Source organism: Niabella aquatica, assembly GCF_054779315.1.
The window spans coordinates 239,241-259,718 of the sequence record NZ_BAAGYM010000038.1 but is presented as its reverse complement, the minus strand read 5'-3'; the positions used below and the strand labels follow the sequence as shown (position 1 = coordinate 259,718).

At 41.8% G+C, this 20,478-nt stretch carries 18 protein-coding genes and 1 tRNA gene; 17 read left to right on the top strand and 2 right to left on the bottom strand.

Going from position 1 to position 20,478, the window contains the following annotated elements; all coding sequences use genetic code 11:
- Nucleotides 1–76 precede the first annotated feature (76 nt).
- The 9 genes from ACYVBM_RS20785 (at nt 77) to ACYVBM_RS20745 (ending at nt 6,891) form a co-directional block, all read left to right on the top strand.
- Nucleotides 77–541, top strand: a complete 465-nt coding sequence (locus ACYVBM_RS20785) for a DUF4625 domain-containing protein (protein ID WP_460687624.1) — start codon at nt 77–79, stop codon at nt 539–541.
- A 12-nt stretch (nt 542–553) separates the two neighbouring features.
- A complete protein-coding gene (locus tag ACYVBM_RS20780) occupies nt 554–1,039 on the top strand; it encodes a TlpA family protein disulfide reductase (protein ID WP_460687623.1) in 486 nt (161 codons plus the stop codon).
- Nucleotides 1,036–2,610, top strand: a complete 1,575-nt coding sequence (locus tag ACYVBM_RS20775) for a DUF6029 family protein (protein WP_460687622.1) — start codon at nt 1,036–1,038, stop codon at nt 2,608–2,610. The genes ACYVBM_RS20780 and ACYVBM_RS20775 overlap by 4 nt, the downstream gene beginning before the upstream one ends.
- Before the next feature lie 11 nt (nt 2,611–2,621).
- Nucleotides 2,622–3,476 carry an Omp28-related outer membrane protein gene (locus ACYVBM_RS20770; protein WP_460687621.1) on the top strand — a complete coding sequence of 285 codons (855 nt, stop codon included), beginning with the start codon at nt 2,622–2,624 and terminating at the stop codon, nt 3,474–3,476.
- A complete protein-coding gene (locus ACYVBM_RS20765; RefSeq protein ID WP_460687620.1) occupies nt 3,473–3,838 on the top strand; it encodes a hypothetical protein in 366 nt (121 codons plus the stop codon). Before ACYVBM_RS20770 ends, ACYVBM_RS20765 begins: the two co-directional genes overlap by 4 nt.
- A 34-nt stretch (nt 3,839–3,872) precedes the next feature.
- Nucleotides 3,873–4,742: a DUF5777 family beta-barrel protein gene (locus ACYVBM_RS20760; RefSeq protein ID WP_460687619.1), complete on the top strand. Its 870-nt coding sequence runs from the start codon at nt 3,873–3,875 to the stop codon at nt 4,740–4,742.
- Nucleotides 4,743–5,051: 309 nt separating this feature from the next.
- Nucleotides 5,052–5,918 carry a phytanoyl-CoA dioxygenase family protein gene (locus ACYVBM_RS20755; RefSeq protein ID WP_460687618.1) on the top strand — a complete coding sequence of 289 codons (867 nt, stop codon included), beginning with the start codon at nt 5,052–5,054 and terminating at the stop codon, nt 5,916–5,918.
- A gap of 60 nt (nt 5,919–5,978) precedes the next feature.
- Nucleotides 5,979–6,812, top strand: coding sequence for an SDR family NAD(P)-dependent oxidoreductase (locus tag ACYVBM_RS20750; RefSeq protein WP_460687617.1), 834 nt, complete (start codon nt 5,979–5,981; stop codon nt 6,810–6,812).
- An 8-nt stretch (nt 6,813–6,820) separates the two neighbouring features.
- A tRNA-Cys gene (locus ACYVBM_RS20745) sits at nt 6,821–6,891 on the top strand.
- A 174-nt stretch (nt 6,892–7,065) separates the two neighbouring features.
- On the opposite strand, the gene ACYVBM_RS20740 is transcribed toward ACYVBM_RS20745, so the two are convergent.
- On the bottom strand, nt 7,066–8,289 hold the full coding sequence (locus tag ACYVBM_RS20740) for a sterol desaturase family protein (RefSeq protein ID WP_460687616.1): 1,224 nt from the start codon (nt 8,287–8,289) through the stop codon (nt 7,066–7,068).
- A 318-nt stretch (nt 8,290–8,607) separates the two neighbouring features.
- Here ACYVBM_RS20740 and ACYVBM_RS20735 point away from each other — a divergent pair, with 318 nt between their 5' ends.
- From ACYVBM_RS20735 to ACYVBM_RS20715, 5 genes are read left to right on the top strand one after another with little or no spacing between them, the layout of a single operon-like run.
- Nucleotides 8,608–8,904 carry a hypothetical protein gene (locus ACYVBM_RS20735; RefSeq protein ID WP_460687615.1) on the top strand — a complete coding sequence of 99 codons (297 nt, stop codon included), beginning with the start codon at nt 8,608–8,610 and terminating at the stop codon, nt 8,902–8,904.
- 22 nt (nt 8,905–8,926) lie between these two features.
- Nucleotides 8,927–9,808, top strand: coding sequence for a cysteine synthase CysM (cysM, locus tag ACYVBM_RS20730; protein WP_460687614.1), 882 nt, complete (start codon nt 8,927–8,929; stop codon nt 9,806–9,808).
- Between the two features lie 19 nt (nt 9,809–9,827).
- Nucleotides 9,828–10,664, top strand: a complete 837-nt coding sequence (gene epsC / locus ACYVBM_RS20725) for a serine O-acetyltransferase EpsC (protein ID WP_460687613.1) — start codon at nt 9,828–9,830, stop codon at nt 10,662–10,664.
- A 47-nt stretch (nt 10,665–10,711) separates the two neighbouring features.
- The gene (locus ACYVBM_RS20720) at nt 10,712–11,632 is read left to right on the top strand and encodes a family 2A encapsulin nanocompartment shell protein (protein WP_460687612.1); all 921 of its coding nucleotides are present in this window, start codon (nt 10,712–10,714) and stop codon (nt 11,630–11,632) included.
- Nucleotides 11,616–13,697, top strand: a complete 2,082-nt coding sequence (locus ACYVBM_RS20715; RefSeq protein WP_460687611.1) for a family 2A encapsulin nanocompartment cargo protein cysteine desulfurase — start codon at nt 11,616–11,618, stop codon at nt 13,695–13,697. Before ACYVBM_RS20720 ends, ACYVBM_RS20715 begins: the two co-directional genes overlap by 17 nt.
- Nucleotides 13,698–13,898: 201 nt before the next feature.
- Here the strand turns inward: ACYVBM_RS20715 and ACYVBM_RS20710 are convergent, their stop codons facing one another.
- Nucleotides 13,899–14,765 (bottom strand): cupin-like domain-containing protein, encoded by an 867-nt coding sequence (locus ACYVBM_RS20710; protein ID WP_460687610.1) that lies wholly within the window; start codon nt 14,763–14,765, stop codon nt 13,899–13,901.
- A 93-nt stretch (nt 14,766–14,858) separates the two neighbouring features.
- On the opposite strand from ACYVBM_RS20710, the gene ACYVBM_RS20705 reads away from it, so the two are divergent.
- From ACYVBM_RS20705 to ACYVBM_RS20695, 3 genes are all read left to right on the top strand, one after another.
- Nucleotides 14,859–15,317: a DUF4395 domain-containing protein gene (locus ACYVBM_RS20705; RefSeq protein WP_460687609.1), complete on the top strand. Its 459-nt coding sequence runs from the start codon at nt 14,859–14,861 to the stop codon at nt 15,315–15,317.
- A gap of 249 nt (nt 15,318–15,566) precedes the next feature.
- Nucleotides 15,567–16,826, top strand: a complete 1,260-nt coding sequence (locus tag ACYVBM_RS20700; RefSeq protein WP_460687608.1) for a YeiH family protein — start codon at nt 15,567–15,569, stop codon at nt 16,824–16,826.
- A gap of 539 nt (nt 16,827–17,365) precedes the next feature.
- A complete protein-coding gene (locus ACYVBM_RS20695; RefSeq protein ID WP_460687607.1) occupies nt 17,366–20,470 on the top strand; it encodes a SusC/RagA family TonB-linked outer membrane protein in 3,105 nt (1,034 codons plus the stop codon).
- Nucleotides 20,471–20,478 lie beyond the last annotated feature (8 nt).

The window sequence follows — 20,478 nt, the reverse complement described above, 5'->3', positions numbered from 1 at the left end:
CAGCAATACCTGCCTGCTTTTTTATAGCGGTCGGGTATTGTCTGATATTTTAAAGAAAAAATAAAACTCAACAAATATGACAAAGCATAACTTTTTTACAGCCGCTCTTCTTTTATCAGGTATAGGATTGCTCACGTTTGCATCCTGCAAAAAAGACGGCACTGACAAGCCCGCAGCGCCCACCATACAACTGTTGCATTTAGGCACTCATGCCAATCCTGATAACAGGATATTTCATCTCGGAGAAGAAAACCATTTTGAAGCCAATATATCCGCGCCCGGGCTGGTGGAAAAAATAGAAGTCATCGTACAGCAAAAAAGCGGCTACGGCACCTATAGCAATACCAAAGAGTACAAGGGCGATTACGTAGGCCAGAAAAATGTGGAAGGCTTTCACGACCATCCTGTAATTCCTGCAGGGCAGGCCATAGGCGAATATCGCTTTACCATAAGGGTTACCGACCAGGCAGGTCAGGTATCAAAAGTAGAAGAAACAATAGACGTTCAGGCATCTGATGGCGGCGGGGGGCATGAACATTAAAAAGAAAGCGTAATGAAAAGAATATGGGCGTTTGCGCTCCTGCTTTTTATGGAACTGGAGGTAACAGCTCAAAAAGAGCTGCCTTCGGTACAGGTTCAGGTGCTGAATGCCGGGAACATCAATACCCGCTCTTTAATAGCCGATAGCATACCGGTAATACTCTCCTTTTGGTCTGTTACCTGCCGGCCGTGCATATGGGAGCTGAACGCGCTGGCAGAGCAGCTGCCGCTTTGGCAAAAAGAGGTTCACTACAAAGTAGTAGCTGTATCCACCGATGATGTACGTTCCGTTTCAAAAGTAAAAGCCATTGTATCAGCCAGCCAGTGGCCCTTCATGGTATTGTTAGACAAGAACCAGGATTTTAAACGGGCTTTTAATGTAAGCGTGATACCGCAGTTATATATTATCGACCCGTCAGGTAAGGTAGTTTTTACAAGAATAGGCTACAGCCCCGGTAGCGAGGCCGAGGTGCTGGAAGTTTTAAAAAACCTCAAATGACGCGCTCCTGCAAAATACTCATCTGCACGTTGGTTTTTATGAACGCCGATCCGTTATCACATGCTCAAAACGGCTTGTCCGGCAGCTTTGAAACCAGCTCTGTTTACTATTCAGATGATGCGAAAACAGGCGCACAGGCCCCGGGCAATCACCTCGGTTCTAACAATTATTTCAAAGTGGATTATCAGTACAAAGCGTTTTCGGCAGGTGTACAGTTTGAGTCATACCTGCCCGTGCTTCAGGGCTTACCATCTGCGCTCAAAGGAAGCGAGCTGGTGCTGAAATACGCTTCTTTTAAAAATGATAACCTGGACATTACCATAGGCGATTTTTATGAGCAGTTGGGTAACGGCCTTATTTACCGGGCCTTCGAAGAACGTTCCTTAGGCCTCAATACCTCGCTGGAAGGAGTGAGAGTGGCGTACAATATAAAAGACATGCTTTTTATAAAAGGACTGGCCGGCAGACCCCGTTATTTTATGGACAAAGCGGAAAGCATTGTAAAAGGAGGCAGCGTTTTTTTTGATATCGGGAATGCTTTGAGATTGAAGCAAAGCGTAGTAAGCGCAGAAGCCAATATCATTAACCGGCACGAAAACTACGCCGGGCAGGAAGCGATAAGCCCTAATGTAAATGCATATTCCTTCAGGGGCAGCTGGGCGGGCAATAAGTTTTCGGCTCAGAGCGAATACGCTTACAAAACTGCGGAGGCCAGCGTGTTCTCTAACAACAAAAATAAAGATGGCAGTGCATTGCTGGTAGAGCTGGGATATAATACAAAAGGGTTCGGCAGCCTGCTCGCCTTCCGCCGCCTGGAGTTTATGCAAATGGGTACCATGCGCAGCGCATCGGGCATTGGAAGGGAACTTAATTATTTACCGGCGCTTACAAAACAGCATGTTTTTTCATTAGCCAGTTTAAACCCGCACAACACTGTAGCCCATGGCGAAATGGGGGGGCAGCTTGACCTGAACTATCAGGTACAGCAGCAAAGCATTTTTGGGGGCAGGTATGGTACTGCCATTTCTTTTAACGCGTCAGCTTATTACAACCTGAACGGCAGCGTGGAAAAAGGTTTCAGCTTTTTCAAAACAGGTGGAAAAAAATATTACCGGGATCTGAATGTGGAAGTAAAAAAACAACTAAGCTCTTCGGTAACAACCCATTTTCTGTTTTCCAGCCAGTTGTATAACCCCGCGGTTATTGGCAAGGAAGACGATCTGTACACTTCTGAAATAGTTGCCGGAGATGCCTTATGGAAAATCTCCAACCGGCAATCATTCCGTTTTGAATTGCAACACCTGTGGAGCAGGGATTATTTGAAAAACTGGGGAGCGGCGCTGGTAGAATATGCGGCCGCATCTGACTGGAGTTGCTTTATTTCGGACATGTATAATTACGGCAGCACCAATGTGCATTACTATAAAGCAGGTGCAAGCTATACCCGTTCGCGTACCCGTTTATCTCTTCAGTATGGAAGAAACAGGGAAGGCATCATCTGCACCGGAGGCATTTGCCTGTACATGCCCGCATATACAGGCACCAGCCTTTCTCTCGTTACCGCATTTTAACATCATCAATCATGAAATATTTTCTCTATTTATCTATCCACTTCTTATTGGCAGCCTCGATAGCATCCTGTGCAAAAGGTAGTGCAGAAGAGGATAACACAGAACAGCCGAATGGACAGCCTGTAACCAAAAATGTGCTGCTGCTGGAATTTGTTTCTTTTGATTGCGTGTACTGTCCGGCGGTAACAAGGGCGATGGAAGATGTTATAAAAAATAAATACCCCGGGAGGATCGACGTGATAAGCGTACATGGCCGTCTTGAAGAAACTGACCCGATGGAATTTAAAAACTACAAACCTTTTCAAAATTATTTCTACGGAGTAACAGGCTATCCCGGCGTCATCATTGACCAGCGGGACGACCTTGTTTCCGTTGGCAGTTTCAACCCGTCGGGGAACGGGTTTACAGAAAGGATCAACGCCACAGCTAAAGTGGGCATAGCTGCTGCCGCCACTTTGCAGGGAAATGGCGCGGTACGCGTGGAAGTACAGTTGCTCAATAAAGGCGAAGCTAACGGAAATTACAGGCTTGCTGCAGCGGTTATTGAAAATGATATTCCTTACAAACAGGCCGACCTTCTGAACGGCGAAACCCAATGGATAAACGATTACCGACACAACCATGTGTTAAGAGCATTTTTAACCACCAGCTATTTTGGTGACCCTGTCGGTGATCTTGCTGTAAACGGCAGCTATGATAAAACATTTACTTACACGGTCCCAAGCGGGTATAAAAAAGAAAACATGCAATTCGTAGTGTATGTGATAGAAGCAAGCGGTTTTGCCAATCGCGTGGCCGTAAACAGCCGTACCGTTGCGGTGGGTAACCCTGTTGGCTTTTATACTATTCAGCATATAAAAAAATGAAAAAAAATATTTTTTACTTACTGTTTGTTGCTTTTTTTCTCCCGGCCTGTTACAGGAACAGCCTGGAAGCGCTTTCGGACAGAGATGAATGCAATACAGCAAATATCACTTATTCAAAAGATATCCGCACCATTATTAGCACCCGGTGTGCCATTAGCTCCTGCCACCAGAACGGCAGCATGGAAACATTTTCTCTTGAAACCTTTGAAGATTTGAAAAATATTGTAGCAAACGGGGAACTGCTAAAAAGCATTAACCACGAGGCAGGCGTAGCAGCCATGCCTAAGAACGTGTCGAAACTACCACTATGTACCATCAGTAAAATAACAGCATGGGTGAACGCAGGGGCACCTGATAACTAATAAGCCCTTTTCCGGTACCACTTAAAATCCACATATGATAAAACATCATCTGATAACATTGTTTTTACTCCTCTTCACAATGGTTGAAACCACTGTGGCACAGACAAGGGATTCGCTCGAAAAAAACATAACGAAACAATACCCCGAAGTGTTGAGCCCCGCTTTCAGCTCTACAAGGATTGCTAATGCGCACACGGTGGAGCAGCTTCAGAAAGGTGTACTGGATGTAAGAATCAATCACCGGTTTGGCAGCATCAGTGATGGCGCTGCTAACTTTTTCGGGCTGGACAATGCCGCCACGCAGATTGGGTTTGACTACGGTATAACCGATAAGCTCATGCTAGGCATTGGAAGAAGCTCTTTGAATAAAGAATACAATGGGTATGGCAAGCTTCGGCTGCTATCGCAAAAAACGGGAGGTGTGCCGCTTACGCTTAGCTACCTGGCGGGCATTTATGTGGTGTCTGAAAAAGCGCCTATATCCAGCCTTTCCTTTTTTAACAGGGTAACCTACCTGCATCAGGCGCTGGCTGCAAGAAGATTTAATGACCGGATCAGCCTGCAGTTAGTGCCAACCTTAGTGCACTTTAATGCTACAGATTTAACTGCAGAAAAAAATACAATTGGCGCGCTGGGGCTTGGCGGCAGGTATAAGCTCACCAAAAAGCTGGCGCTTACCGCGGAATACTTTTGGATTCCGGATGCTTTTAAAAGAACCCGAAACGTAAACCCCTTAACCATTGGCGTAGATATAGAAACTTACGGGCATGTGTTCCAGATGTTTTTTTCAAATGCAGCAGGAAGCAGCGAGCGTGCTCTTTTCACAAGTGCCACTTCAGGGTGGGAGAAAGGAAGACTGCACTTTGGCTTTAATATTTCAAGGGTTTTCAACGTTCGCCGTTAATAATAGCGATGCTTAACACTCATATTACAGAATGACTTCTACCCTGGCAGATGGATAATAGCACCTATAAAAATATTAGTCTACTTTTTTGGTAGACTAATATTTTACACTTATGTTTGCATCACAATTACATAGTATACTATTTTGAACAAACCAGCAACATATAATAAAACTTCAGCTCCGCTAATGCGTTTATACGTTTTAGCTAATAGCATTTGTTGTTGTTGTTGTTGATCTTTCTACTTCGCATAGAAACTGCGCTACCCGTTTCTTTCTCCTTTAATTTTTAACCTCCAATTTCTTATTGTCATGAGTAACGCTACACAACAATTCCATTTTAATGATCAGGTTACACCACTGCACACAACGCATCTGCAAAAACATGGCGTTTTGCATTTCAAGCAATTTGTATCTGCCCACACCGTGAAAGAGTTTTTATATGAGATCTGCTCAGTTGAACGGTTTTTCTTAAAAAAAGGGATAACCGTGGTAAATGGCATCCCGCTTAAATTTGGAAATGATGTGGACGGCTCACCGCTTATTCAGCGTATTGCTTTTACCTCTCAATACAGCACTGTGCTAAGCAATTTTTTGAAGAGCGACCGCGTACAGCAATTGGTTAAACTATTAGCTCCCTTCGATGGCCGCATAGGTGAATTGGAAAAAGACGGCCTAGTGGTAAACCACTATCTGAACACAGAAGACAGCTCTTTTACAAGGTTAGGATGGCATACAGACAGCCCCCGGGACCTGTTTCTGGGCTCCAGGATCAAACCGATGCTAAATGTAGGATTACATTTAGACGATTGCCCATCAAGCAATGGCGGGCTAAAGGTTTTAGCCGGCACCCACAATAAAGGTCTGTTTACACTTTTCTTTAAAAAGAAATATTTTATAGATCATAAACCGGATAAAAAAGAGGTAGGTCTTGATATTGAAGCCGGGGACCTTACCATACACGATGGCCGCCTGTGGCACAGAGTTCAGGAATCTCCTTTTATTGGAGAAAAAAGCAGGCGTCGTGTAATGTATATTCCGGTAGTGACCGGAGCTTATCAGCCAAAAAATGAGAAAAGCAGTACGCCCTTTTACCATAAACTGGCTGCTTTGGTATCAGGCAGTTCTAAAAGAAAACCGGTTCCGGATTATGCTCCACAATTAAATCCAACACTATGATCCCACTATTAATTTTCTCACTGATAAAAAGCTATTTCAGAAAAAAAACTTTTAATTAATATGTCTTACGCACTTATTACCGGCGCCGCCAAAGGTATTGGCGCTGCAATTGCCATAGAACTGGCGCAACAAAAACGCGGGTTAATTCTTATTGATATTGACGAAAGGCAGCTATTGGATACAGCACAATACATCAGGGACAAATATCATGTGGATGTGGCAACCCTCGTGCAGGATCTCTCAGCACCGGATGCCGCTCAAAGAATATTTGAAAAAACAAAATGGTACCACGCCTATCTTGATATTATTGTAAACAATGCTGGTTATGGGCTCAATGCGCCTTTTACACAAACAGGTATTGAGGAGCAATTGAACATCATCGATGTAAATGTTAAAGCGCAGCTACGCATCGCACACACTTTCTTTCCTGTCTTAAAAAAATTCCCGCGTTCGTTCCTGCTGAATGTAGGCAGCACCACCTGCTATCAGTCCGTTCCTTATTTATCAGTATATGCGGCGTCCAAAGCGTTTGTTATTTCATTTACCCGAAGCCTGCGGTATGAGCTGAAAGAAACATCCATATCTGTTAGTTGTCTTATACCGGGTGCTACGGATACAGCCTTCGTAACTAAAGCAGGTATGAAAGCCCACACGCTGAAAACCGCTGAAAAATTTAACATGACACCAGGGGCCGTTGCAAAAACAGCAGTAAAAGGGTTGCTGAAAGGTAAAGCTGAAATCATACCGGGCTTTTCAAATAAACTTAATGCCTTCATTACAAAAGTGGTTCCTAAAAACCTCGTAGAGCGGGTTGCAGCAAATATTTACAAGCCACGGGAAGATGAAGCCGTCATACAACAGACTCTTGCTTCACCGTATAAACTCACCCATTAATGCCAGAAAGCCACGTGGCCGAGCGGCAAGGCAAAGGTCTGCAAAACCTGTTACGAAGGTTCGAATCCTTCCGTGGCGTCAATAGCATCTCGCTATTTTAGAAACTTATAAAATCATTAATGTAACACCTCTGTTTCCCTTATTGTGTTTCACAGAATGAAATACTATCTGCAACTTCTGTACAAGCAGGTCAAACATGATTCCGACGGAATACTTTATGTGGCCTGATTTCCATCGTTTTTGAGTTAAAGGATCAGCTTGTACCCCGGTAAAGATACTTTATAAATAAACGATCAATGTCGCTAAAGTACACGCATGCTAATAAAAAGCCGGCAGTAAAAAAAGTAACGATAAGATGTGATGGATAAAACTGGTAAAGTATCAGAAAGAACAACAGCGCCCGGGCTACTTCCAGGTAACTGATCCAACGACGCTGATCTAAAATAGCGCCGCTGTTGATTAAACTGATAAAGATAAACAGGGAACAAAGACTCAGCGAGGTTACTGAAAGAAATTTTTCGTAGAGCAGCACCAGAAATAACATGATCAATGATAGCGCTGTCTGGACAGTAACATAAGTTCGCATAGCCGCTGATGGCGGACTCTTCGTTTTCCTGTTTTTTAAAAATTTTCTTTCCAGTACCAAACGATACCGCGGATCAAGATCATCCGGCTTGCCAAAAAGGGTTTGCCACTTAGCTTTAAATCCTTTAGCGTAATAAAAATTAAGGCCTATTTCAAGAATAAAATGAAAATGCTGCCATAAAAAACTGTGGCTTTCCAAAGGTTTAGTTAAGCCGTATGTTATTTGTATGTTTTTATCTTCTTCAATAAACGTTCCGAACATTTTATCCCATACTATCAGAACATCGCCATAGTTCTTATCCAGGTATTCGGGATTGGATGCATGATGTATGCCATGATGTGTAGGTGTTACCAGGACTTTTTCGAACCAGCCCCATTTTCCTAATGCCTGTGTATGTACAAAAAAAGGATAAAGTCCATGTATAAGTAAAAGCGTTGAAATCATCACTGGTGGAAATCCCAGTAACGGTATAACAGCCCAAAACAAGCTACGCACAACTGCCTGGAATACTGTGATCCTGGCCGATACGGTATAATTAAAATCCTCACTCTGATGATGAACTACATGTACCGCCCAAAATGCATTGATCTCATGCGCCAGACGATGGTACCAGTACCATACAAAATCGGTAAGAATAAACAGCAATATCCACGTAAAAATATTCGCCTTTATGTACAGTAACGCATAATGCGTATGTATATATTCAAAAAAATAGAAAAACAAACCAGTAGTTACTACATCCAGCAAACGTTCTGCAATGCCTACATTAATGTTAGCTACAGATTCAGCATACTGAAAAAAATTTTTACCGCTCCTTTTGGTATATAAATATTCCCATGCAATAAAAAAAAGAAATAGCGGGATTGCAAATGCTATAAAATTAAAATGCATTATAGAAAATTTATCAGTCTACTTAAATAGTAGACTAACAAAAATAATATATATCCTCCAATAACCTTAACTCAGAAAAAATAAAAAAAATATTAGTCTACTTTTTTTGTAGACTAATATTTATCCCTTATGTTTGTATTACTAAAATATCTTTTGAAATTCTCTTTACCATATCATTTTAATCAACAATTGTGCAAAGACCATTTACTTTGTTGTTTATTTTGTTGAGCTGCGACTAACAATGCTGTTTGTGACCTTTTATTCTGATCAGCTCATATCAGCCACATATTCTTCAATCAAATCATAAATTCTCAAATCATGCCATTATTTATTGCAGACATTACGCTTCACCAGGCTGTAGCAGGAGACAATCTTCTGTTAAACCAGCAACTGGCGCCCAATTTTTTTGAATCAGCGGCCAATAAGCGGCCGGATATTAATCATAACAAAAAAGCCGCTAATGAAAGCACCAACCTGCATATACAGTACTTAAGAAAAGGAGATCTTTCTTTACTAGACGTGATCAATGAAGTGAAAGAAGCCGTTTCAAAAACAGGGAAGCAATTCTCTTTTACTATACGTAAGGAAAAGAGACCTGCTAATCAAAAAGATTAAAGAAAATATATAGTTACCTGCTATGCCTGATATACTTAACCTGGTTGGGAATACTCCGGTTGTAAAACTGAAACGCATTCATCAGCATGATTTGGTAAATATTTATTGTAAACTGGAGGGAGATAATCCTGGGGGCAGTATAAAGGACCGTACCGCCTATGGCATGATAAAAGGTGCAATTGAAAAAGGCATTCTAAACAAAGGAGTAAAACTTGTAGAACCCACAAGTGGAAATACGGGTATTGCGCTTGCCTTAATAGGTTCCCTGTATGGTATTGAGATAGAGTTGGTAATGCCCGAAGATGCTACTAAAGAAAGAATATTGGCCATGAAGGCATTTGGTGCAAAAATCACTTTAACACCTAAGCGAAGAGCTATGGAAGGTGCTATTGACTACGCCAGGGAATTAGTGAAAACCGGGGAATACGTCATGTTGGATCAGTTTTCCAATTCTGATAATCCACGTATACACTATGAAACGACAGGCCCTGAAATCTGGAGCAGTACCTATGGTCTGATAACGCATTTTGTTTCTGCAATGGGTACCACAGGTACAATTATGGGCGTGTCTCAATATTTAAAAGAGCAAAACCCGGATGTAGTGATCGTTGGATGCCAGCCCACTGATAACTCCAACATCCCTGGCATCCGTAAATGGCCCGAAGCGTATGTACCCCGGATCTTTGAAAGGTCGCGCGTAGATAAAATAGTTGAAGTAAGTGAAAAGCAGGCTAAACAAATGACCAAGCGCCTGGCTAAAGAGGAAGGGATTTTTTGTGGAATGAGCAGTGGCGGCGCCGTACATGCTGCCCTTGAAGTAGCGGCTTCTCTTGACAGCGGCAATATCGTTTGTATCATTTGTGATAAAGGAGATCGTTACCTGTCTTCTTATCTTTTTGAGTAATCCTAATTAAAACAATACCATGTTTTGTAGAGATATTCAGCTACATCATAAGTTGCTCCAAATACATCAAAAGTACAGACCCGACCGGAGATCCATACCTTTTAAGGATAATGTGCATCAATGGATAGATCATTTTATATCGGTCCTGTTTCCTGTAAATGGCGACAATATGTTCAGCAAAATAGAAGTTTTAAGATTAGAGCTGGAGTTACGCCAATTGCTATTGCCGTCGCAAAATGAAGACGGTTTTGCAGATGAAGCGGTTACTGATTTCTTTAATACTATACCGCAGGTGTTTGAAATATTACAGGAGGATGCGCAGGCGATTTTATCTTTTGATCCCGCTGCCCATTCTATCGAAGAAGTATTTAGCGCGTACCCGGGTTTTTATGCAGTTGCCGTTTACCGCTTTGCACATGAGCTCTATAAACGGGATATAGCATTATTGCCAAGGTTAATATCCGAGTATGCGCATAGCAAAACAGGAATTGACATTAATCCAGGTGCAGCAATAGGCTCCCGTTTTTTTATAGACCATGGCACGGGCGTAGTGATCGGTGAAACCTGCATTATAGGTAACAACGTAAAAGTGTACCAGGGAGTTACGCTTGGAGCCTTAAATGTATCTAAAGACCAGGCCCATATAAAGCGGCACCCAACCATCGAAGACAACGTAGTAATTTATTCCGGCACCACTATTTTAGGTGGCAATACTATTATCGGGCACAACTCGGTAATTGGAGGTAATGTATGGCTTACAGAAAGCGTTCCCCCTTATTCATTGGTATATCACAGAAGCGAAATAAGAGTAAGGTCCAATAATGATTTTGATGAAGGGATCAATTTTAGTATTTAGCCAAAAAACAGATAAACGTTATCAATTAAACTAAAATTTCATAAAAAATGGCAACACAAAAACAACAACAGACTGCTCTTGGAGATGTAGCAGCACGGCAACTCGCAATTGCCACCAGAACAGTTCCTCAAATGGTAACAATTACACCCCGCTGGCTTACCAGGCTTTTAAACTGGGTGCCGGTAGAATCGGGCGTTTATCGTTTGAACAAAGTGAAGAACGCTACCCAAATTGAAGTAGACTGTTCTTCCCGGGATGAAAAAGTATTACCCCAAACTTTTGTTGATTACATCGAAAATCCCAGGGAATATAATCTTTCGGCCGTACAAACTATTGTGGATGTACATACACGTGTTTCTGATCTGTATAGTAAACCCTATAACCAGATATCGGAACAGTTAAGGCTGGCCATAGAAACCATTAAAGAGCGTCAGGAAAGCGAGCTCATTAATAATCCCGGTTACGGATTGCTACATAGCGTTGCAGATAATCAGCGTATTAAAACCCGCAACGGTGCTCCAACGCCTGATGACCTTGACGAGCTGATCGCCAAAGTATGGAAAGAGCCCGGTTTCTTTTTGCTGCATCCTTTAGCCATTGCGGCCTTTGGCAGAGAATGTACACGAAGGGGGGTACCGCCGCCAACCGCATCGTTATTCGGCTCACAGTTTCTCACCTGGAGAGGTATTCCATTAATTCCGTCAGATAAATTACCAATCCGAAACGGGAAATCAAAAGTCATTTTATTGCGTACCGGCGAAACGCGCCAGGGCGTGGTAGGTCTTTTCCAGCCGGGCTTACAGGGTGAGCAAACTCCTGGCCTGTCTGTACGTTTTATGGGTATTAATGAAAAGGCCATTGCATCTTACCTGGTATCGCTGTACTGCTCATTAGCCGTTCTGGTAGATGATGCGATTGCAGTATTGGATGATGTTGAAATTAATAAATACCATGAGTACAAATACTAACCCATCCGGCGGCCTTCCCCACATAGAGGTATTACAGGATCTGGCCAACCAATACTTTAAAGCTTTACCTGATGAGGTACCTCAGGAAATATCTTTAGACCCTTACGAGCATCCCCATGCTACGGCATTTGCAAAATCGATAACCGGAACCGGCACTACGCCCGCCTTAAGTACACCCACTGAGGAAACGTATACGCGCACGCCCCATCAGTCATTAACAGCAGGGCCTTTGCCTGTTGGTGGACTATCTCATCCGCCTGCTGTTCCTGGTTTAGGCGCTTCATCCACAGCAGGTAACTCTACCGGGCTAGCAGGTATTTACCCGGGAGTAAATCCTTTGCCAGGTAACGGACATTCTTTGTTAGCTCCCTATGTTCCCGGGGCTCCTTCTTTTATAACGGGAAACAGCACTTCTGTATCGTCAGGGAAGGATGGTGGTTCAGGCTATCTATACCCTGGTTCTACTCCCCCCTTTGAACAAATACCCGGTGAGATACAAATTTCCGGCAATAATGGCGTACCTGTGTCTGTTGCAGGCAGCGGTGCTTCTCCGGGCTATACACACCAGCAGGAAAATTTTAGCATCACTGAGCCCGTAACCAGTTTTCCCGATTCTAATATCGATAAAAAAGCTGCCGGTGCGGACAGCGGCCCGTTTGCATTGCCTTTTGTAGAAGAGCAACCTTTCTGGTCAGATATTGAATTGATCTTAAAGCTGGTAAATATCAGCGATGCCGGTATTGCCAGTCCGCAGATTGCACCGACCGTTGCAGCTGTAACAACACCATCTTACTATTTTTTGAGCAACGAAAAGCACAAAGGCATTACTTTACAAGCAGGTAACCTAACTAACAGTTTCGATGCGTATAAAATAAAAAAAGATTTTCCTATATTAAATGAGCACGTAAACGGTAAACCGATTGTTTGGCTTGATAATGCGGCCACCACACAAAAGCCTCAGTCTGTAATAGACAGGATCAATTATTTCTATCAGCACGAAAATTCTAATATCCATCGCGCAGCGCATGAGCTAGCCGCAAGAGCTACAGATGCTTACGAAAGTGCAAGAGAAAAAGTACGTGTATTTTTAGGAGCAAGATCTGCCAACGAAATTATTTTTGTTCGTGGGGCAACTGAAGCCATCAATCTTATAGCACAAAGCTGGGGCGACCAATATTTGAATCCTGGCGATGAAATTATTGTAAGTAACCTTGAGCATCATGCTAATATTGTGCCCTGGAAAAGGCTGGCCGATAAAAAGGGATTAATACTTAAAGTAATTCCTGTTGACGATGACGGCCAAATATTGTTAAACTCCTATGCGAAACTGTTGACGCCAAAGGTAAAACTGGTGGCATTTACGCAGGTATCTAATGCATTGGGTACCGTTACCCCTGCTGAACAAATGGTAGCTATGGCGCACAGCGCAGGCGCCAGGGTGTTGATAGATGGTGCACAGTCTGTATCGCATATCCCGGTGAATGTACAGGAATTAGATGCTGACTGGTTTGTATTTAGCGGGCATAAAGTTTTTGGTCCAACAGGTATTGGTGTTGTATATGGCAAAGAAGAATTGCTCAATGCTACCGAACCCTGGCAGGGTGGTGGCAATATGATACAGGATGTAACTTTTGAACAAATCAAATATCATCATACACCAAATCGTTTTGAAGCTGGTACCGGTAATATTGCCGATGCCGTAGGGCTCGGCGCAGCCATCGACTATGTAATGGCTTTAGGCATGGCTAATATTGGCGTGTATGAACACGCCTTACTGGAGTATGCCACGCAGCATTTAAAATCTATACCTGGCGTTCGATTGATAGGAACCGCAGCCAATAAGGCCAGCGTACTTTCTTTCACCCTTAAAGGTTATTTAAATGATGAGGTAGGGAAAATCCTGAATGATGAAGGTATTGCCGTACGCACAGGCCATCATTGCGCACAGCCTATATTGCGCCGAATGGGCGTTGAAGCAACAATACGCCCTTCATTAGCGTTTTATAATACCTGCGAAGATGTAGATCGTTTTATCTCTGTATTGAAAAAACTTGCTGCCAAGTAAGACATAGCAGTGGTAGAAACTCTTTTTAAAGCGGCTGTCAAAAGGAAACGATAGCCGCTTTTTAGCGCTTTAAAATACTTTTTCACATTTTTTGCTGATTATACTTAAAGTAATTTCTGCCATACATAAACTATCAAAAACGGGCAAATTCTCTTCGGTGGAAGGAGTTTTAACGGATAAAGTGAACAAATAATGCAGGACCTATTTTAATTTCCTGATTGCCCGATCGGCTTTTTTAAAAGCAGCCTTGGTCTTAAATTTAAACCATTTTTCTTTGAAAGCCTTTCTCATAACATTGTCAAAATTCCTCAATATTACCAGGTTTTTAAATCCCCGCCATTTTTCCAGTAAGCTGAACGGCAGCGCACGAAGCGAAACCGAATACCCTTCTGTTTCATACTGAATATAATGCCACCATCCCGACGGTATATAAAGTGTTTCCCCCGGGTTTAAAAGAGCTTCATATCCCTGAAGATATTTTAACCCCGGGAATTTTTTATAATCAGGATCTTTTAGATTGGCGATACTATGAAAGTTAAAGGGCGGCCTGTACAAAAGGGCAGATTGTTCCCATGGAAATAACCAGATACGCTTTATTCCCTTGAATTGAGAAATAAAAACATGCGACATATCGATATCAATGTGATTTCTTGTAACAGAGCCCTGCCCACCAAAAAACATGAAAGGAAGCCATTCAAGAATCTTTCCACTGGTTACATCCCTGTATTTCAGGTCGTTTTTAAGTTCCGGTCTCAGCTTGAGCAGGTCAAAAAGAAAAAGCCTGTTCTCTGTTGGTTGGGAGCTGATCATATCAAGATATACCGCAAATTCCATCTTACCAACCGGTTTGCTGGCAACACGGTCAAGATTTTCAATTTCACCCCCATAAACATTCACAACAATATCACCGGCTAATTCTTTAAAGTACGAATAGTCCCATTTTTTTAACGCCGGGCTCTCCTCATGAATAAAATCCTTCAGAATTACAGGTGTACTCCTTTTCATGAAATTCTTTACAAAGAAAGCTGCTTCAGCGCCTGTTATCCTATTTACAGCCTTTAGTTTCATAAACGGTAAATTATTTTTCAAATATAATTAATATTCTACTAAATCAGTAGACTAATAAATTATTTTATATATTCGCTATCCATAAAAATTAGTATGCATAGTAAAAAAAACGCATCCCTTTATATTGATGAAAATGTTGTAAGGATCATTGCAGCACAAGTGGCTCTGGTTACCATTGTTCTTCTTATTAAACAGTGGTCATGGCTGGCAGTTTTACTTTCCACTGATTTCTTTTTGAGAGCCTTTACAACCCTGCCATCGTTACTTTCCATAAACAGCAAAATGATTGTCAGATGGGCAAATTTCAGATCCGCAGCAATTTATGCACCTCCCAAGAAGTTCGCAGCATCGCTGGGATTTGTTTTGGCCTTGGCTATTGCTGTGTTGCTTTACTTTAATGCAAATACCATTGCTTACTCTGTAACAGCTATCTTATTGCTCTGTACTGTATTAGAATCGGTCTTTAATATTTGCCTGGGGTGCTATATATTCAATTATATCGTTTTACCTGTTAAAAAACAGCTTGACCTCTTTAACCGGGAAAAAAAATGATTATATAATTACCCCATTGCAGATATGATGCTCTATACAAAGTGAAGTTGGCAGTGAAAACACTCTCAAGGACATAAAAGTATAAAACAAGCGATGTTTCGGCCTCATCCTGCTTCTCGGTCCGGTCCCGGCAAACCGGGCTTTATTACCATAGCAACTTTTGGAACTATTAAAAAACTGATGGCGCTATCATTAATGATTTTATCTTTATTATTATAACATATTTATTAAAATAAAAATATACAGAAGTTGAAGCGCATCTATCTTAGCGAAGACTGGACTGTCGTAGTTTTAGGCTTCATCATTATCATCCTGTCTGCTTTGGGATTTATTATTAATGCCCCTGAATTTGACTGGAAAAATATCTCAGACTTATTCACAAAAGTGCTAAGCATAGATAACCTGGTTAAGATACTTTCTCAATTTCTGTATACTTTTCTTATAGCCATTGCCGGTAACTATTTAACCGGCAAATCCATAGGATACGTGTTAAAAGGTTTCCCTGTTCTATACCTGCTTACCATACCGGCATTTATAATTGGCGGCAACAGTACCCTAAAATTATTGAACCTCGAAACAGTTATTTTCTGTTTAGCTTTCGGACTGGTTATCCGGAATCTCTTCACATTGCCTGAATGGCTGACCAGCTCGCTTTCCTCAGAATTTTTTGTAAAAATCGGTTTGATATTATTAGGCACTCATGTCATTTTCTCGGATATACTAAAGGCAGGATCCCTGGGCCTGATACAGGCATTGGTAGTAGTGCTTTCGGTATGGTATTTTTCGTTCTGGCTCTGCAAAAAACTCAAGGTAGATAAAGAGCTTTCGATGATGCTTTCCAGCGCAGTATCCATCTGCGGGGTATCAGCTGCCATTGCCACTTCAGGAGCTATTAAAGGCGATACAAAAAAATTATCATTGGTGGTTTCTTTAGTATTAATTACAGCAGTGCCAATGATGATCATTATGCCCTGGATCGCTAAAACCTTTGGGTTTTCACAGGAAGTAACCGGCGCCTGGCTGGGAGGCACTATTGATACAACCGGCGCCGTGGCAGCATCGGGTACCCTTGTAGGAGAGACCGCATTAAAGATCAGCACTATTGTAAAATTCTCCCAAAACGTATTATTGGGTATCGCAGCTTTTGCAATATCGGTTTACTGGACCTATTCTAAAACTACTTCAGAACAAGCCATTGCTGAAAAGCCTGCTTTAAAAGTAATATGGGAGCGGTTTCCAAAATTTGTTATAGGATTCGTAGCCGCCTCTCTTATTTTTTCATTCTTCATCAGCGCGGATACTATTGCCCTGGTAAAAAGTCCTTTAAAAAACCTGCAGGCATTATGGTTTGCCCTGGCCTTTACCAGTATCGGCCTGGAAACTAACTTTAAAGATCTGGTAGGCGTTCATAACAGGAAACCGGTGATCGCATTTTTAGGAGCACAGCTTTTCAATGTCATCATCACACTCATTATAGCCTGGTTTCTTTTCAGTGGCAACAAACTTTAAACCGTTAGACTGCGGCGCTCTGTGAAAATCTTCATCATCCTCAAATTATTTTTTAAATAAGCATAAAAAATAATTTAAAAGTTTTTTTATACCAAACAGGTTTATTAATTTTGTCCACCAAATAGGTAGACTAATAGCTGTTAACCACCAGCAGTTATATTTAAACTCAAAGTAAAATGAATAGCTCAACAAACGCTGTGTTTAAGCTGCAAAACTGTGCTTCCGTAAGCCAGGTGGTACCTTCTTTACTAATGTTCTATATGAACAGGATCACTACTACCCGTTGTTGTATATAGGTTCCTTTTTTACATTTCATCTGAATAAGCTATAAGCCTGGTATTGCTGTAACCGGCAAAAGGCATCTTATGGCCCATCCACAATAATCGGTGGTTGGTTATAGATGGAGGCCTGGGTGCCTTTTGCTGGTTACGCTTACAGAAATTTCCACAATACATAAACTATACACTATCAAAAGACGAGTACAAAGTACCTGCGGCATTGATATGCCCGGAACGTACCGGATACAAACTACAAATAAAATGCACAAAAAGAGTAATAAACTTTTATATAGCATGGTGCTGTACCTGTTGGTTCTTTTAACCGGCAGCAGTATACTCCATGCACAAAACCCGGCTACTATTAATTCTGTTCTTGAGGGCAGCGTTCTTGATGAAGTAACTAATGAGCCGCTCGACGGAGCTAATGTTATTATTGAAGGGGTCACTAATCAGACTACCACCAATTCCAAAGGGCAGTTTATATTACGAACCGGTCAGAAATTCCCCTACAACATTGTTGTAACTTTTGTCGGGTATGAAAAGAAGACCGTACTGGCAACAGGATCACCTGTTTCTGTAAGATTGAAGCCTACCAACAACAATTTAGATGATGTGGTAGTAGTGGGGTATGGTACGCAGAAGCGCAGGGAAGTTAACGGTGCCGTAAGCAAACTTTCGACTGCTGATTTTAATAAGGGCGCATCCGTTTCATCTATAGACCAGTTAATTCAGGGAGCGGCAGCCGGGGTTAATATTCAGCAAACAAGCGCTGAACCCGGAGGAGGTGTTAATGTTAGGATAAGAGGAATTAATTCAATAAATGCCAGTTCCAGCCCTTTATATGTAATTGATGGCGTTCCAATAGACAATAGCAATAATTTATCAGGATCGTCCGGTTCGGGGTTTGCATCTAATCTCAATCCAAAAAACCCGATATCTTCTATTAATCCCAGCGATATTGAATCTGTTGAGGTATTGAAGGATGCTTCGGCAACAGCCATATATGGTTCCAGGGGCGCCAATGGAGTGATCCTGATTACTACCAAAAAAGGAAAAGCCGGAAAAACGAAGGTAACGCTGGACTATAACACCGGAGTTCAAAGTATCGCTAAGAAGATTGATGTGCTTTCAGCAAGCGAATATATTAAAGCTATTAACGAACTGGCTGTTGCCCGGGGTAATACCATTGTTTTTACAAAAGAAGATAGTTTGCGCATTGGCAATGGAACGGACTGGCAGAATGAAATTGTCAGACAGGCCCCTTTGCATAACGGAAGCGTAACTTTTTCGGGAGGTAGCGAAGCCTTTAACTATTTCACTTCATTGAACTATTTAAACCAGCAGGGCATCGTAAAAAATACAGCTATGGACAGGGTCGGGGCAAGACTAAATCTGGGGAGCCGCTTTTCAGAACATGGAACTATGGGTGTAAACCTTAACGTTAGCAGAATTAAAGACAGGAATTTTGTAGATGGAAACAGTATCAACGAATCTGCAGGCCCTGTAAACACCGCATTATTATATGACCCTACTGAAGCTATTTATAATGAGGATGGGACTTACACTCAGTCTTCGTTTTTAACAATCAACAACCCTTTAAGTGTCCTCAATGGGGTTTCAAGTATAAACATCTCTAACAGAACCACCGGCAATATATTTGTTGAATACGAAATTTTACGCGGCCTGAAAATGAAAATAAACGGAGGAGCAGATCTGCTGTCTCAAAGAAGGGATTTGTATAGCAACCGGGCGACCATATATGGAAAATCCCAAAATGGAATAGCCAATATCGCTACTATTGAAAGGTCGAATATACTGGGCGAATATACCATCAATTATAAAAAGGAGCTTACTTTCAAAAGCACGATAGAAGCCCTTGCTGGTATCACCTACCAATATTTTCAGACAAGGCAGTTTGCCGGATCTATTAGTGGTTTTCCTTCTGACGACCTCGAAACAAACAATTTAGGCCTGGGCGATATTGCTACTGCCGGCCTGAGCAGTTATAAAGGAGATAATAAATTGCTTTCCTATTTGGGCAGGGTAAATTATGCATTGGACAAAAAATATTACTTAACGGCCTCTATACGGGCAGATGGATCTTCACGTTTCGGTGAAAATAAAAAATTTGGCTATTTCCCCTCTGTTGCAGCAGGTTGGTTATTATCTGGTGAAGACTTCCTTCCTTCTTTATTTGATTATTTGAAGCTGCGGGCAAGCTGGGGACTTACAGGTAATCAGGATATTGGGAATTATAACTCGATCAGTACCTACGGTACCGGAGCTAAGTTTGTTACAGGCGATAATATTAGTACAGGTACCTCTCCTTCCCGTATTGCCAATCCCGATTTAAAATGGGAATCTACAGAACAGACAAATATAGGCTTTGATGCCACAGTACTGAATCACAGGCTTGATATCAGTGCCGATTATTTTATAAAAAACACGAAGGATATGCTGGTCAGTCTGCCCATTCCAACAGCCAGCGGGTACTCGTCTATTCTTACCAATATTGGTTCTATACAGAATAAGGGCCTTGAAATATTTATTAAGGGAAAACTGATTGATAAAAGGGATTTCAGCTGGACGTCATCTCTCAATTTTTCTAAAATAGTTAATAAGGTTGTGGACCTGGGAAGTATTGCCAATATCATCACCGGTAACGCCAGCAATATCGGCAATGTAGCAATTATAACAAAAGGCGAGCCCGCGTTTGCTTATTATGGATATAAAGTAACAGGCATTTTCAAAAACCAGGAAGAAGTGGATAATTCTGCTCAACCGTTGTCACGACCTGGTTTCCCGATTTTTGAAGATGTAAACAAAGACGGGCAAATCAACACTGCTGATCAGCAGATAATAGGTACGCCATTCCCCGATTTTACCTATGGATGGCAAAATAGCGTAACCTATAGAAATATGGGTATCTCTTTCCTGTTACAAGGACAAGAAGGAGGCAGCATACTAAACGGTAATATTCTTGAAAGTATGTATCCCAGTAATAACAGGAGGAACATGCTGGCCGAAACAGTATTAAACCGATGGACTCCCGACAACATGAATGCAAAATGGCCTTCGGCAACGTCGCCAACGGCCTATGGAGGTGGGAAGGTAAATACTTTGGCTTTACAAAGCGCCAGCTATGCACGGCTGAAGTATATACAGGTGTATTATAATTTGCCTGTAAAGCCCGGGGCTATAAAATCGGTTTCGGTAAACGCGTCTGCGCAAAATCTGATAACCTTTACAAAGTACATTGGTTACGATCCCGAGGCAAATACATTTGGAAACAGCAATGCAAAAATTGATCTTAACAGTTATCCATTAGCGAGGGTATGGTCGCTTGGTGTCAATCTATCATTTTAAATAATCCG

Bases quoted from the DNA above. Each gene is read 5' to 3' on its own strand.
- ACYVBM_RS20695 (WP_460687607.1), top strand. From the start codon at position 17,366: ATGCACAAAAAGAGTAATAAACTTTTATATAGCATGGTGCTGTACCTG.
- ACYVBM_RS20775 (WP_460687622.1), top strand. From the start codon at position 1,036: ATGACGCGCTCCTGCAAAATACTCATCTGCACGTTGGTTTTTATGAAC.
- ACYVBM_RS20760 (WP_460687619.1), top strand. From the start codon at position 3,873: ATGATAAAACATCATCTGATAACATTGTTTTTACTCCTCTTCACAATG.
- ACYVBM_RS20710 (WP_460687610.1), bottom strand. From the start codon at position 14,765: ATGAAACTAAAGGCTGTAAATAGGATAACAGGCGCTGAAGCAGCTTTC.
- ACYVBM_RS20755 (WP_460687618.1), top strand. From the start codon at position 5,052: ATGAGTAACGCTACACAACAATTCCATTTTAATGATCAGGTTACACCA.
- ACYVBM_RS20750 (WP_460687617.1), top strand. From the start codon at position 5,979: ATGTCTTACGCACTTATTACCGGCGCCGCCAAAGGTATTGGCGCTGCA.
- ACYVBM_RS20740 (WP_460687616.1), bottom strand. From the start codon at position 8,289: ATGCATTTTAATTTTATAGCATTTGCAATCCCGCTATTTCTTTTTTTT.
- ACYVBM_RS20715 (WP_460687611.1), top strand. From the start codon at position 11,616: ATGAGTACAAATACTAACCCATCCGGCGGCCTTCCCCACATAGAGGTA.
- ACYVBM_RS20705 (WP_460687609.1), top strand. From the start codon at position 14,859: ATGCATAGTAAAAAAAACGCATCCCTTTATATTGATGAAAATGTTGTA.
- ACYVBM_RS20765 (WP_460687620.1), top strand. From the start codon at position 3,473: ATGAAAAAAAATATTTTTTACTTACTGTTTGTTGCTTTTTTTCTCCCG.
- epsC (WP_460687613.1), top strand. From the start codon at position 9,828: ATGTTTTGTAGAGATATTCAGCTACATCATAAGTTGCTCCAAATACAT.
- ACYVBM_RS20735 (WP_460687615.1), top strand. From the start codon at position 8,608: ATGCCATTATTTATTGCAGACATTACGCTTCACCAGGCTGTAGCAGGA.
- ACYVBM_RS20780 (WP_460687623.1), top strand. From the start codon at position 554: ATGAAAAGAATATGGGCGTTTGCGCTCCTGCTTTTTATGGAACTGGAG.
- ACYVBM_RS20770 (WP_460687621.1), top strand. From the start codon at position 2,622: ATGAAATATTTTCTCTATTTATCTATCCACTTCTTATTGGCAGCCTCG.
- cysM (WP_460687614.1), top strand. From the start codon at position 8,927: ATGCCTGATATACTTAACCTGGTTGGGAATACTCCGGTTGTAAAACTG.
- ACYVBM_RS20720 (WP_460687612.1), top strand. From the start codon at position 10,712: ATGGCAACACAAAAACAACAACAGACTGCTCTTGGAGATGTAGCAGCA.
- ACYVBM_RS20785 (WP_460687624.1), top strand. From the start codon at position 77: ATGACAAAGCATAACTTTTTTACAGCCGCTCTTCTTTTATCAGGTATA.